The organism is Terribacillus sp. 7520-G (assembly GCF_002271665.1).
Lineage (GTDB): Bacteria > Bacillota > Bacilli > Bacillales > Amphibacillaceae > Terribacillus.
Map to the genome: position 1 here is coordinate 1 of NZ_NQFP01000057.1, position 13,872 is coordinate 13,872.

Annotated in this window: 14 protein-coding genes and 2 pseudogenes; 7 read left to right on the forward strand and 9 right to left on the reverse strand. The window is 47.3% G+C overall.

The annotated features are described in order from the left end of the window. Positions 1-294: pseudogene (locus CHH53_RS17445) on the forward strand (NmrA family protein); the annotation flags it as partial. A 29-nt stretch (positions 295-323) separates the two neighbouring features. Here the strand turns inward: CHH53_RS17445 and CHH53_RS16730 are convergent. The 4 genes from CHH53_RS16730 to CHH53_RS16745 form a co-directional block, all read right to left on the reverse strand. Continuing rightward, positions 324-827 carry an LURP-one-related/scramblase family protein gene (locus CHH53_RS16730; protein WP_158221594.1) on the reverse strand — a complete coding sequence of 168 codons (504 nt, stop codon included), beginning with the start codon at positions 825-827 and terminating at the stop codon, positions 324-326. Between the two features lie 203 nt (positions 828-1,030). Continuing rightward, positions 1,031-2,167 carry a zinc-dependent alcohol dehydrogenase gene (locus CHH53_RS16735; RefSeq protein WP_095217278.1) on the reverse strand — a complete coding sequence of 379 codons (1,137 nt, stop codon included), beginning with the start codon at positions 2,165-2,167 and terminating at the stop codon, positions 1,031-1,033. Then, entirely contained in the window at positions 2,164-2,547 is a 384-nt protein-coding gene (locus CHH53_RS16740) for a spore coat protein (protein ID WP_095217279.1), read from the reverse strand. The genes CHH53_RS16735 and CHH53_RS16740 overlap by 4 nt, the downstream gene beginning before the upstream one ends. Next, positions 2,540-2,770 (reverse strand): spore coat protein, encoded by a 231-nt coding sequence (locus CHH53_RS16745; protein ID WP_093727409.1) that lies wholly within the window; start codon positions 2,768-2,770, stop codon positions 2,540-2,542. The genes CHH53_RS16740 and CHH53_RS16745 overlap by 8 nt, the downstream gene beginning before the upstream one ends. A gap of 102 nt (positions 2,771-2,872) precedes the next feature. Here CHH53_RS16745 and CHH53_RS16750 point away from each other — a divergent pair, with 102 nt between their 5' ends. The 4 genes from CHH53_RS16750 to CHH53_RS16765 all read left to right on the forward strand — a co-directional run bounded on the left by CHH53_RS16750 (position 2,873) and on the right by CHH53_RS16765 (position 5,252). Beyond that, entirely contained in the window at positions 2,873-3,076 is a 204-nt protein-coding gene (locus CHH53_RS16750; protein ID WP_095217280.1) for a hypothetical protein, read from the forward strand. Then, the gene (locus tag CHH53_RS16755; protein WP_095217281.1) at positions 3,069-3,368 is read left to right on the forward strand and encodes a spore coat protein; all 300 of its coding nucleotides are present in this window, start codon (positions 3,069-3,071) and stop codon (positions 3,366-3,368) included. Before CHH53_RS16750 ends, CHH53_RS16755 begins: the two co-directional genes overlap by 8 nt. A 123-nt stretch (positions 3,369-3,491) precedes the next feature. Then, positions 3,492-4,238, forward strand: coding sequence for an NADPH-dependent oxidoreductase (locus tag CHH53_RS16760; RefSeq protein WP_095217282.1), 747 nt, complete (start codon positions 3,492-3,494; stop codon positions 4,236-4,238). Positions 4,239-4,265: 27 nt separating this feature from the next. Beyond that, positions 4,266-5,252: an LLM class flavin-dependent oxidoreductase gene (locus tag CHH53_RS16765; protein ID WP_095217283.1), complete on the forward strand. Its 987-nt coding sequence runs from the start codon at positions 4,266-4,268 to the stop codon at positions 5,250-5,252. Positions 5,253-5,365: 113 nt separating this feature from the next. Here the strand turns inward: CHH53_RS16765 and CHH53_RS16770 are convergent, their stop codons facing one another. Both CHH53_RS16770 and CHH53_RS16775 read right to left on the reverse strand, forming a co-directional pair. Further along, the gene (locus CHH53_RS16770) at positions 5,366-6,010 is read right to left on the reverse strand and encodes an SDR family oxidoreductase (RefSeq protein ID WP_095217284.1); all 645 of its coding nucleotides are present in this window, start codon (positions 6,008-6,010) and stop codon (positions 5,366-5,368) included. A 20-nt stretch (positions 6,011-6,030) separates the two neighbouring features. After that, positions 6,031-7,487 (reverse strand): annotated as a pseudogene (locus tag CHH53_RS16775) (aldehyde dehydrogenase family protein). 179 nt (positions 7,488-7,666) lie between these two features. Here CHH53_RS16775 and CHH53_RS16780 point away from each other — a divergent pair. After that, positions 7,667-8,215, forward strand: coding sequence for a PepSY domain-containing protein (locus tag CHH53_RS16780; RefSeq protein ID WP_095217285.1), 549 nt, complete (start codon positions 7,667-7,669; stop codon positions 8,213-8,215). A gap of 102 nt (positions 8,216-8,317) precedes the next feature. Beyond that, complete coding sequence (locus tag CHH53_RS16785; RefSeq protein WP_095217286.1) at positions 8,318-9,061, forward strand: SDR family oxidoreductase; 744 nt, start codon at positions 8,318-8,320, stop codon at positions 9,059-9,061. A gap of 62 nt (positions 9,062-9,123) precedes the next feature. On the opposite strand, the gene CHH53_RS16790 is transcribed toward CHH53_RS16785, so the two are convergent. The 3 genes from CHH53_RS16790 to licT all read right to left on the reverse strand — a co-directional run bounded on the left by CHH53_RS16790 (position 9,124) and on the right by licT (position 13,535). Next, positions 9,124-10,554, reverse strand: a complete 1,431-nt coding sequence (locus tag CHH53_RS16790; RefSeq protein WP_095217287.1) for a 6-phospho-beta-glucosidase — start codon at positions 10,552-10,554, stop codon at positions 9,124-9,126. Positions 10,555-10,581: 27 nt separating this feature from the next. Further along, the gene (locus CHH53_RS16795; RefSeq protein ID WP_095217288.1) at positions 10,582-12,495 is read right to left on the reverse strand and encodes a beta-glucoside-specific PTS transporter subunit IIABC; all 1,914 of its coding nucleotides are present in this window, start codon (positions 12,493-12,495) and stop codon (positions 10,582-10,584) included. Positions 12,496-12,692: 197 nt separating this feature from the next. Further along, the gene (gene licT / locus CHH53_RS16800; protein WP_095217289.1) at positions 12,693-13,535 is read right to left on the reverse strand and encodes a BglG family transcription antiterminator LicT; all 843 of its coding nucleotides are present in this window, start codon (positions 13,533-13,535) and stop codon (positions 12,693-12,695) included. Positions 13,536-13,872: the final 337 nt, after the last annotated feature.

Consider the following 13,872-nt stretch of genomic DNA (forward strand, 5'->3'; position numbering starts at 1 on the left):
TACGCTAAAAAAAGAAGCACTCCTCATCGTGCGCTTTATTATATTACCGGCGGCCTATTCGCAAACACCAAAGAATCACAAAGCGGACGGATCGAATTCCGCAACATTCCCGGGAAGCAAGAGATGATCATTGCAATCCATGAATATGTACCATCACTTCCTTGGACTGTCTATAAATATACGCAAGCCCCGATGCATATGCTCGTCATGTACTTATATAAGAAACATCTGGAGCGGCTGATCGACCAGAAGCAATCGGATTACCACGCGCCGCAACATGCCATACAGCATTGAAAGAGGCAGCACATTTGCGCTGCCTCTTCTCATTCCCCTCCTCCATCCGCCGGGAAGGAACCATTATTATTGTGTAAAACCATATCCAATACAATCATGACAGCGATATAGGTAAGCAGATGGGATTCATCCTCTATCTGCATCTCATACGTATCACCCCAAGTGAACCACTTCTTTGTTACATGCATCAGCGGCCCATTCTCATCCGCCAATGTGTACTTGTGGGACCACACATCTCCATCGAGCGTCCAGTTTTGCGGCTTCAATGAAAAGTTCGCTTTGAAAAAGGTGAAATTCTTGGTGACTTCAGCCACCCGCTCGCCATTTTCTACAATGATATATTTTGGCTTCCAAAAGGATAGCTGCTGCTTGATCGCAACAAGCGGCCGATCATTCATATCGGTGATCGTCAGCCGATCCTGAAAGGAGAAAAGTTTACTTTTGACGCGGTAAACCTCCTGCTCCTTTTCGTCGTATACCGAAAAGCTATCCTTGAAGCTGAATACTTTCTGCTTGATATAATAAGTCCCCATTGCCGCACCTCCGCAAAGATCTCTATTCCCTGCATACGAAAAGACGAAGGCATTAGTTCCACTTTCCAGATAAGTTCTTTTTTCCTTGCTGCCGGCATAACAGAAGCTTGACGCTGCCTCCTGGCCCAATGAGTTTCCCGAATTGGAACACAAAACCAGAAAGGCCATATCAGCCACTAAAAAAGGACTGCAGCAAGCAGTCCTTACGGTTTCAAGATGACCTTGATACAGCCATCTGTTTTCGTATCGAATTTTTCATAGCCTTCCTTCGCTTGATCAAGCGGCAGTATATGCGTGATGATGTCAGCAAGATCGACTTTCCGATCTTGCAGCAGCCCGTGTAAATAGGGCATCGTGTGGATGACAGGAGCTTGACCGGTCTTGATTGTGATATTGCGCTGGAAGATATCACCGAACGGAAAGGCATTATAGCGTCCGCCATACGCTCCTGTCACTTGAATATTGCCTCCCTTGCGCACACACTGCGCTGCCATGACGAATGCACCCAATGCCCCGCCCTGGAGCTTCAGCCCACTGCCGATGAACTCCATTGGCGTCATTTTGCCGTCCATACCGACAGCATCAATGACGACATCGGCACCACCTTTCGTGATCTCTTTCAAATATTCCCCGGTATTCTCATGCTTCTCAAAATTCACGATTTCCACATTATTGGTTCGCTTGGCATGCTCCAGTCGGTAATCGATGTAATCGACAGCAATGACCCTTCTGGCGCCTTTCAGCCATGCGAATTTCTGCGCCAATAAGCCAACCGGCCCGCAGCCGAAAATGATGACTGTATCTCCGGGCTTCACGCCTCCATTATCGACAGACCAAAAAGCTGTCGATCCGGCATCGGCCAGCAAAATCAGCTGTTCATCCGCAACCTCGGAGGTTTCCGGTATTTTAAAAGGAACAAAATTACCATAAGGCACACGCATGTATTCTGCTTGGCCCCCTGGATAGCCGCCATTATTGTCCGAGTAGCCGAAATAAGCACCCACCTGGCCATTTTCATTGCTGTTATCACACTGACTCTCCAAGTGGTTTTGACAGAAGAAGCACTCTCCGCAGCTTACGTTGAACGGAATGACGACGCGATCACCCTTTTTCACCTTTGTCACTTCGGGTCCGACCTCTTCGACGACACCCATCGGCTCATGTCCGATGATATAATTCTCCGGCATATTCGGGATCATCCCATGGATCAAATGCAGGTCAGATCCGCATATCGCTGTGGCAGTCAGCTTCACGATGATATCATCCGGCTTCTTGATCGAAGGTGCTTTCACTTCCTTTACGCGGATATCCTTTATCCCTTGATATGTCACTGCCTTCATGGCTGATTCTCCTTAGATTCGGTATTCGTCGGTGTCGCAAACATACCCAGACGGTCGGTATCATATCGGAATAAATCCATACTGACGATATCGATTGCTGTATTGGCTGCTTTCCTGTCAAACGGAAACTGTGATTTCGGGTCAGCTGGAAACAGCCAGTTGTGCTGCGCCATCAAAGCCGAAATAGCGCCCTGCATCTCGATGGCTTCCTCCAAATGGCGCACCAATATTTGGCGCAATTCCGGATTCACAGCTTCGGTGACCGCTATCGCATAATTGTTCACAGCCGACTTCGCCGTGATGAGCATTTCCGTACAAATGGCCGAATCCATCAAGTCGGGCATCCCTTTTGCATTTTCCGGATCCAAGTAATCATGCATCCGCTTCAGCCCCCTTTACCAGCTGGGACTTGCTGTACAGCTCCTCCAGCTCCCTGATTTGACGCACAGAAGTTTCCACATCTTTCTCCATCAGCTGCTTGATTTTCTGATCGAAGACGACACCTTGCAGGAATTTCGCTTTCATGACTGCTGTCGTCTTAAAGTTAAGCAGCTCATGGACCTCCATCGTTTCATGCGGAGCCAATTGCTGATTATCACTCATCTTCCAACCTCCTTATCTTGTTTCAGCTTGTCCCCTGCACATGTTTTTATGTATAAAGGGGGCTGTTTCTCACAAGCTATCAGTAAAAGGAGGCGTTCTGGTATGCATCATTCCGGTATCCACGAAACCATGGAAGCAATGGAATTATTGAATACAGCGTGTCTTTCGCTGACAAAATCCTCCGGTATGCGCTTTTTGGCAAAAGATGACGGACTAAAAACGCTGCTGAAAGTCCAAGCCGATGCGGATAAGCGTCACATCCATATGCTGCAGCGCTTTCTGAACCAGGAGGAGCCGCATGGATAAGCTTATTGAAATACTTGGATCCGCTCGTGAAATAACGGATCAAGTAATCGTGACGGATTTGCTGGTTACGGTTAAAACGGCAATCATCAATACCGCCAAGGCAATCAACGAAACCAGCAACGAACAGCTGCGCACCGATTTGAAACGGAAGCTTCACGAGCACATCGAACAGCATGAGCGTGTGTTCAGCTATATGATGGAGCATGGCTATTACTATCCGAAGCGACCGGCTCAGCAGCTGCACGTACTGAATGAGACTGCTGAAACAGTGCTTACATTGAATAGGGATTAAGGAGGAAGCATGGGCAAAATGCTCATGCTTTTTGCTTGCAAGCTGTTCTTTTGCTTTCTTTTCTTTCACCTACGTATAATATTCCGTATAGCATGTAAGTCGCATGACGAATAGGAGGCCATTATGAACGATTTCATCAATCAATTACACAATCACCGTTCTGTCCGGACATTCACCGATAAAAAACTGACTCAGGAGCAGCTGGATGCCATCATGGTCGCAGCCAACCAAGCTCCGAACTGGATCAACGGGCAGCAAGTATCTGTCATCGTCGTCACGGATGAGGAAAGGAAGCGCCAGTTAGCAGAGCTGTCCGGTAATCAGAAACATGTCGATGACGCTGCTGCTTTTCTCGTTTTCTGCATGGATTACAGCCGCGCCAAATACGTAACAGATCTGCACGATAAGACACTTGAGGTCATGAATGACATCGAGGCTGTACTAGTCGGCTCCACCGATGTCGGCATCGCTCTCGGAACTGCTGTTGCAGCTGCGGAATCCATGGGCCTGGGCACCGTACCAATCGGCGGTGTCCGCAGAAGTCCGGCAGAAATCTCAAAGCTGCTCGGACTGCCGGAGCTTGCTTTCCCGATTTCCGGCCTCGCCATCGGCTATCCGGCCGACCCGCTGCCGCCGCAAAGTCCGCGGATTCCATTGGAAGCTTTCTATCATAAGGAAACTTATGTTCAAAACCAGGAAGAAGCTGTCAAAGAAATGGATAAAAAACAGCAGGAGGCAATCAAATCCCGCACCGGCGAAGCAAAAGCACATCCTTGGTCGGAACGGATTGCAGCCTTTTACTCAGAGCGGTATAAAGAATATGGAAAAGTGACAGATGTTCTGAAACAGAGCGGTTACGATTATAAATAAAAGGATCCAAGCAGAAAGGAAGAATGAATGATGACCAGAACACCTTTATCGGTTTTGGACCTATCTCCTGTACCAGATAATCAAACACCAAAAGAAGCTTTCGAGAACAGCAAACAGCTGATCCAGCATACAGAAAAACTGGGTTATAAACGCTATTGGGTCGCCGAGCATCACAATATGCCAAGCATTGCCAGCTCCGCCACCTCCGTATTGATCGGCTACCTTGCAGGGCATAGCTCGACCATCCGTGTCGGCTCCGGCGGTGTCATGCTGCCGAACCATTCTCCGCTAGTCATAGCCGAGCAGTTCGGAACACTGGCAACGATGTACCCTGACCGAATCGACCTTGGACTCGGACGTGCCCCCGGTACGGATTACATGACAAGCCGCGCATTGCGCCGGGACGCGCATTCAAGCGCTGAGAACTTCCCGGAAGACGTCCAGGAGCTGCTGCAATATTTGGGTGATGCCAATACGCCAATCAAGGCATATCCCGGACATGGAACGAATGTGCCGGTCTACTTGCTAGGTTCCAGCACCTTCAGCGCCCAGCTCGCTGCCATGCTCGGCTTGCCATTTGCTTTTGCCAGCCACTTCGCACCAGGAGAGCTCCATAATGCTTTGCGGTTATACCGCGAAAGATTCCAGCCATCTGCTTATCTGGACAAACCATATGCGATGGTGACTGTAAACGGAATCGTCGCCGATACGAATGAGGAAGCAGAATTCCTATCCACGACATTGAAGCTGAAATTCCTCAGCATCATCCGCGGCCGCTCCGGCGCATCCACTGCACCGGTCGAGAGCATGGATCATATCTGGAATGAGCACGAAAAGCTGCATGTCACCAACACACTGACTTACTCCTTCGTAGGAGACAAAGCCAAGGTAGCCAGTGAACTGGAAGCCTTCCATGCCAAGACGCAGTTTGATGAACTCATCGTCACTGCCGATATTTATGACCAGGAAAAACGCCGAAATAGCTATACGCTGCTTTCCGAGCTTTGGAAGTAAGCATGAAGAAAGAACCTCAATTCAGAGGTTCTTTTTTCATGCTGCTATTTTTAATACAATACAAAGCAATAAAAAAAGACCGCTGTATGTAGCGGCCTTCCTTCCTAATTTTTTTAGTTATAAATATCCTCAACCGGGGTATCTCCCGCCAGCAAAGAAACGATTTTGCCTTCTGCTTTTTCATTCCCGATCGCAGCAACGATGGCACGTGCAACATCTTCACGCGGAATCTGAGTCGTCTTGAATCCCGATGGATCCGTTGTGACTTTACCAGTTCCTGCTTCATCCGATAATCCGCCCGGACGCAGGATGGTGTAGTTCAGCTTGCTGCCTCGGACTATCTTGTCAGCATAGTGCTTGGCGATATAATAAGGCTTCATGCTCTCGCTCCATTCGTCGGGAGAGTCTGCATGGATGGCACTGACCATGATGTACTGTTTGGCTCCGATTCTCTCAGCTGCTTCCACGGATTTGGCCGCTCCATCCAAGTCGATCGCAAGTGTCTTATCTGCTCCAGTGCTGCCGCCGGATCCTGCGGTGAATACCACGACATCCGATCCGCTTATAGCGTCTGTAATCGCGTCTACATCATCTTCCAAGTTCAAGAAGACAGGATTTACGCCTTTCTCTTCAAAATATCCGAATTGTTCTTCCTTGCGCAGTCCGACGGATACTTCATGCTCTTTCTTCTCATTCAATACATTGACCAGGTTTTTCCCTACTTTACCGTTTGCTCCGATAATGAAGATTTTACTCATGTTCATCCCTCATTCTTTGTTTATTTCAAAAAGCTGTCATAATCCGTGCACTCGTTTTGGACACCGATCCATTTCGTTTCGGTGAATTCCTCCAATGCCCATTTGCCATTGAAACGGCCAAGGCCGGATTGCTTCACCCCGCCAAATGGCGCTTGCGGTTCATCATTGATGCTCTGGTCGTTGACATGAATCATTCCCGTTTCGATCCGTCCGGCAATCGATTCACCATGCCCCACGGTAGAATGCACAGCACCGGAAAGACCGTATGGATGCTCATTGGCCATCTCGACCGCTTCCTCTTCTGTTTCAAATGTAATGATCGGTGCAATCGGTCCGAAAATCTCTTCTGCCGCAAGCGGAGACTGGTTGTCCACTTGGTTGACGACAGTAGGCTCCAGCACATTGCCGCTCCAATTGCCGCCGGTCAAAACGTTTGCTCCAGCATCAATCGCACGCTGCAGCTGCTCCTTTATGCTTTCCACTTGCTGCTCATTTATGATCGGACCTACTTGTGTATTTTCATCTGCAGGGTCACCGTATCGCAGTTCCTTGACTTTTGCAACAAACTTGCTCGTGAACTCCTCTGCAACGGAGCCCTGAACGAGAATGCGATTCAGTGCGATACAAACCTGTCCCTGGTGATAAAATTTACCATAAACAGCAGATTCCACTGCCGCATCGATGTTGGCATCTTCCATCACGATGAGGACATTATTCCCGCCAAGTTCCAATGCGGTGCTTTTCAGCTCGCCAGCAGCAAGGGATGCGATATGCTTACCGACCCCCGTGGATCCTGTAAATGAGATCAGCCGAGGAATCGGATGCTTCACAAAGGCATCCCCGATTTCGGAGCTCTTACCGCTGACAAGGTTGATCAGACCTTTTGGCGCACCGGCTTCCTCGAACAAGGCCGCTACAAGCGAACCTGCTGTCACGGTTGTATCCTTGGAAGGCTTGATGACGACTCCGTTACCTGTAGCCAGGGCTGCCGCAACAGAACGCATCGTCAAATGAAGCGGGAAGTTCCACGGACTGATGACACCGACTACCTCCAGCGGTTCCTGATAAACTTTATTCACCTTGCCGGGAACATGGGAAAGGAATACTTCCCCTTTCATCCGATTCGGATAAGAAGCCGCTTCCTTCATGAAATTGACCGCAGTCGTGATTTCGCCGACTGCCTTTCGATACGTGCTGCCCGCCTCCTTGATCAGCCACTCGATAAACAGTTCTTCTTCCCGAGCCATGATCTGGATTGCCTTCTCGATCAGCTCCCGCTTCACCTGCGGCGGCTGCTTGCCCATTCTTTCTATGCCCTTGCCGCTGCTTTATAAGCCTCATCCACGTCAGCTTCATTGGCTCCTTGGATCGTAAGCAAAGTTTCACCTGTATATGGATCGATATTTTCAAACGTCTCTTCACTGTTCCCTCTACGCCATTCACCATCTATAAAAAGTAACTCGAATTGCTTTTGCATGATAGACCTCCTCGATAATTGCCTCGACTTAGAGACAATTCCCCGCCTGTACGAGTTTAAACAAGTGCTCTGTGAAATGTCTTCTCCATTTCTCAGTGTTTTCTAATTTTCACTTCATGCTGCTCTAAGATGTGTTGGATATAGTAGAACCATAACAACGAATAAGGAGATGGATTAATATGAAAAGAAAGAATCTGCTAGCAAGCGGTCTGGCACTGACATTGGCAGCAGGATTGGGGTTCGGTTTCCAGCATGTGAGCGCGGACGATGATAAAGTACCAACTGATACAAAAGTGAATCTGAATCAAGCAATCGATAATGCAAGCAAAGAACAAGCAGGAACCGTCACTGGCGTAGAGCTGGATACTGCACGAAATGGGCAGGCTTATTACGAAGTGGATGTAAATGACGACAAAGCTGAATATGATGTCCGTGTAAATGCAGAGGATGGTTCCGTCGAGTCCTGGAAAGATGACGATGATGATGACCATGATAATCAAGCAGCACAGCCAAAAATAGATATCAAAACCGCAGCTGAAACAGCCCTGGCCCAGGAAAAAAACGCCATCCTGACAGATATCTCCCTCGATGAAGATGATGGCAGATTAGAATATGATGCGGAGCTTCGTACCGATAAGCAAGAAATCGAGGTCACTATCGATGCGGAGTCCGGCGAAGTGACTTATACAGAAAAAGAATCGATCGATGATGATGGTGATGATGACTAAATAATTATCCGGGTCTCCTATGGGAGGCTCTTTTTTTGTTTCATTTTTCCCAAACCGGTTATTAATAGAAGGAGTCTTATATACGAAAGGAGAAATCCAATCATGAAGGAAAATATCCAGGATAAGATTGTCATCATCACAGGCGCTTCCAGCGGTATTGGAGAGGCCACGGCGAAGGAATTGGCCGGGCACGGAGCCAAAATTGTCCTTGCCGCCCGCCGTGAAGAACGTTTGCGGGAGCTCGCAGAGTCGATCAAGCAGGATGGAGGAGAGGCCGTTTATCAAGTGACAGACGTCACCAAGCAGGAAGAAGTCGAACAGCTGGCCCAGCTTGCCATCGATACATATGGTCAAATCGATGCCATTTTTAATAATGCCGGTCTGATGCCGCTGTCCTTTTTGCACAAAAAACGAATCTCTGAATGGGATACGATGATAGACGTCAACATCAAGGGTGTACTGTATGGTATTGCTGCTGTGCTGCCGCATATGCGCGAGCGGAAACAAGGTCATATCATCAATACCTCATCAGTTGCCGGACATAAATCCGGTCCGGGTACAGCGGTTTATTCCGGAACGAAATTCGCTGTGCGCGCTATCACCGAAGGCTTGCGCCAGGAAGAAGCGGAAAATAATATCCGTACCACGATCATTTCTCCAGGTGCAATCGAAACGGAGCTCCCAGACAGCATTACAGATACTGAAATCCGAGAAAGCATGGGAGAAACATTGGAAGCAGCTGTCACTCCGGATAGTATCGCCAGGGCCGTTCGTTATGCCTTGAGTGAGCCGGATGATGTTGCAGTGAATGAGCTATTGATCCGTCCGACGAAGCAAAGTCTCTGAAATCCTTATGAATAAAGCCGCACCCCCGCCAATCATTTGGTGAGGTGCGGCTTCTTTATTCACTATTCACGTAAGCTTGCGCCATTTGTTTCAATAACTTTCTTGTACCAATCGAAGCTGCTCTTTTTGATCCTCTTAAGTGAGCCATTTCCGCCATTATCCTTATCGACGTAGATATAGCCATATCTCTTCTTCATTTCCCCGGTACTTGCGCTGACGAGATCGATCGGTCCCCAGCTTGTGTATCCGAGTATCTCCACACCATCTTCTATCGCTTCCCCCAGCTGCTCCAAATGTTTCTGAAGATAGTCGATCCGATAAGTATCTTCCACCTTACCCGCTTCATCGACAGTGTCCACAGCACCCAAGCCATTTTCCACTACAAACAATGGTTTCTGGTAGCGATCATAAAGCTGATTGGCAGTGATACGGAAGCCTGTCGGATCTATTGTCCAACCCCACTCCGACTTCGGCAGATACGGATTCTCCACCGATCCAAACACATTTCCGGCAGTGGTCTTCGCGAGCACTTCAGGATCCGTGCTTGTCGTACGGCTTGCATAATAACTGAAACCAATATAATCGACAGTATGGCGCAGTATTTCTTCATCGCCCGGCTCCATGGCGATGACAATATCATTATCCTTGAAAAAGCGCTTTGCATATCCTGGGTATGCACCGCGAGCCTGTACGTCGATAAAGAAGAAGGAATCCCTGTCCCGATCCATCGCTTCCAGGTAATCGTCCGGATTCGCCGAATACGGATAAGTCGTACCCGCAGCCAGCATACAGCCGATTTTTGCGCCGGGAATGATCTCGTGACATAGCTTCACAGCCAATGCACTCGCCACCAGCTGATGATGAGCGGCCTGGTACTGGATTTGCTTTTTGTCATCCCCTTCATGGAAGACTAATCCAGCACCGACAAACGGCAGATGCAGAAGCATATTGATTTCATTGAATGTCATCCAGTACTTCACCTTATCTTTGTATCTGGTGAAAATGGTTCTGGCGTAGTTTTCAAAGAAAGTGACAAGCGCCCGATTCCGCCAGCTTCCGTATTTCTGCACAAGATGAACCGGTACATCGAAATGAGCCATAGTCACGACTGGTTCGATTCCATATTTGAGCAATTCATCAAATAAATCATCATAGAATTGCAGTCCAGCTTCATTCGGCTGTCCCTCATCTCCTTTTGGGAAAATGCGGGCCCAGGCAATCGAAACCCGCAGCGCCTTGAAGCCCATTTCAGCGAACAGCGCAATATCTTCTTTATAGGTATGGTAGAAATCAATTGCCTCATGCGAAGGATAATATGCTTCCGGCACGGGTTCCAGCTTCTCGATATTCCCCTGCATGATTGTAAATCTATCTTTTCCCATCGGCAGCAAATCCACCGTCGTCAATCCTTTGCCATCTTCCTGGTAGGCACCCTCCACCTGATTGGCAGCAAGAGCTCCGCCCCATAAAAAACCTTCTGGAAATCCAGTCATCTCGTTACTCCCCTTTCCCTCTCCGCATCATATATTCAAGGTAAGCAGCGGCTCGCCCCATTTCACTTGCTTTTCCTCGGTAGCCGCAATCATATTGTAACCCCTTACATCCGTGATCACAACGGGAGTGGTGATATCAAAACCAGCTTCTCGGATATTGTCCAAATCAAACTCTATCAATAGTTGGCCTTTTTCAACTCGATCCCCTTGTTTTACTTTTGCATCGAAGAATTTCCCATCCAGCTGTACAGTATCCATCCCGATATGAATCAGGATCTCAGCTCCGTTATCCGTCGTGATCCCGATGGCATGCTTGGTGGGGAATAATGCCGACACAACCCCGGATGCAGGTGCAAACAGTTTTCCTTCTGAAGGGATGATTGCCACACCTTTGCCGAGCGCTCCGGATGCAAATGCCTCATCCTTGATCTCGGATAAAGGCTGGATGGAACCTTGGAACGGACTAGCGATCACTTCATTGCCAATTGCCAGCTTCTCTTCTTTTTGAATTGGTGCTGCCGGCTCGTTCACTGTATCCGGCTTGTTGTTTTCCTTTGTGAAACCGAATAGCATCGTCAGTACGAATGCAGCTGCAAACGCCACGGCAATTGCTGCGAATGAACCCCAGAATCCCATATCAAAACCATTTGGACCAATGAATGTAGGGATCTGGAATATACCAAGTCCTCCTGTCATATATCCAGTTGTTTTGAAAATGCCTAACACAGCTCCGCCTAAAGCCCCGCCAATACAGCTAATGATAAAAGGTCGTTTCAGCGGCAATGTGATACCGTAAATCGCTGGCTCCGTCACGCCAAAGATCCCGGAAATAAAGGCTGGTATGCTTAATGTTTTAAGCTTTCTCTGCTTGATACGGATCCAAACGGCCAAAACGGCACCAATTTGAGCAAAGGAAGCAGCAAAGACAAGTGCCAAAACAGGATCTCCGCCATATACAGAAAGGTTATTGATCGAGATTGGAACAAGTCCCCAATGCAAACCGAAAATAACGAAAATTTGCCAAAAGGCCCCTAGGAACAAACCAGCAATGATTGGGCTTAAATCATAAATACTGAGCGTTGCCTGCCCGATCAGCTGCCCAGCCCAGGTTGCGACCGGACCGATAATCAAAAAGGTTAACGGTACTACCACCAGCAATGTTAAAAACGGTACGACAAAGGTCTTGATGACACTGGGTACAATCTTCGCAAAGCCTCTTTCCACTTTTGCAGCAAAGAATGTCGCCAAAATGATGGGAATTACGGAAGATGAGTATGTCATCAAGATTACCGGGATTCCCAGGAATGTAATATGAACGGGGGATTCAAATAAAGTACCGCTAAAAAGCGTATAGAGCGGCTCACCTGTTGTAAGTCCGGATAAAGTCGGATAAACGAGAGCCGCCCCGATTGCCATCCCGATAAAATGACTGCCGCCGAACTTCTTCATCGCAGTATAACCCAAGAAGATCGGGAAGAAGTAGAACAAGGAATCACCAACAGCATTAAGTATCTGATAGGTCCCGGATTCTTCCTTAAGCCAGCCAAAGGCCAGAAACATCGCGTTAAATCCCTTGATCATACCTGTCGCAGCCAATACACCAAGTACTGGCGTAAAAATGCTTGAAATAATATCGATGAATTTATTGAATGGATTTGTATCTTTATCTTCTTGTGATGATTGTTCGTTGGCACTAAAGCCTCCGACATGAGCTACTGCTTTATAGACATCAGGCACATGATTGCCGATGACAACCTGGTACTGCCCTCCGCTTTTTAAAACCGTAACAACATCGTCCATGTTTTTGAGTGCATCGGTATTTGCTTTAGCTTCATCCTTCAGCTTGAAGCGCAAACGAGTGATACAGTGGACAACGCTGTTGACATTCTCACGGCCGCCGACATGTTCGATGATATCTTTAGCCAATTGCTCATACTTCATCTTAATCCCACCTTTATTGGAATTTGGCAAATAAAAAACCTGATTAGCTTTGGCGCACAAAGGCTGTGCTGCCAAACTAATCAGGTTATGCCCTATTAAGGTAACATTCCTTCGAAGGATATTCAGCTGATAGTTAAAATGTATCATCTTGCCCGAAAAATGTCAACGCTTACATTTACAATTCATTTACTTTTTATTTACTGTAAACATTCTGTCAGCCGATGTATATGAACAGTCAGATACAATTGCTCGTCTTTAGTGAGCCCGGAATGAAAGCGTTCCTTTAAATAAATATCCATCCTTTCCGTACATTCGAAAGCCCGCCTATATTTCAGCCGGACTTGATCGTAAAGAAATGATTCTGCCAGTTCCGGTAATCTTTCATCCCGCAGAAAGCGTATCGCAAAAAAACGTAAATGTGTCAAAAATCGTTCGTAATTGATTGAGCTGTCATCCAGATTCCCTTTGAAGAAATAGGTTACGATATTCAGCAGATCGCTGACCATTTCCGTGACTTGCACAGCTCTGAGCATATGCTCCCCTGTCAACTGGCTATTGACCAAATGCAAAGCAATCGAGGCGGCTTCATCTTCTCCCAATGCATAACCTGTTTCCTCTTCGACGATCTCCAGCGCTTTCCACGCAATCTTATATTCCTGTTGATAATATTTTCGAATCTCCCATAAAAGCGGATTTTTCAGTACGATTCCCTGTTTCTCTCTGCTGATGGCAAAACTTAAGTGATCAGTCAGCGCTATGTAAAGATATTCATCCAAATCATAAGGAAGATGCCCGCGTGCATATTCCACTACCTTGGCTGCAATATTGAGATACACGGGGGAAACATCACGCAGAAGTGTCTCCAGTTTCTCAGTCATACCTGACTTTTCCAAGATGAACTTCTTCTCTATCCCGGATGGATCAATGGTATCCCCGATTTTCTTTTTGAATGCCAAGCCTTTTCCCATTACAACCAGCTCTTGATTAGCATCATTCCTTGTGACTACCACACTGTTATTCAAGATCTTTTCTATCCTCATCGATTTCCCCCATTTCCATAGCAGAATGAAAAAAACCCAAACTCACGCATAGCCTTTCTGCTTGCGCAAATTCAGGTTTTGCCCGCAACGCGGTAACAATCCTCGATTGATTTGTAAACGCTTCACATCGAAAATATCATAGCAGAAATTCCCTGTCAATCCAATCGCGCAAGGACGCTCGTCACTTTCTTTATTGACACTAAAGATTATTTTAATTTAAAAATGGGAATTACAAGCCAATTAATCGCTTTCCCCCTTCTCTGAAAGGTATAATCAAAACTGGTATAGAAATCTAACATAGATATTGACATATACAGAAGGGATGTAAGAGGATGAG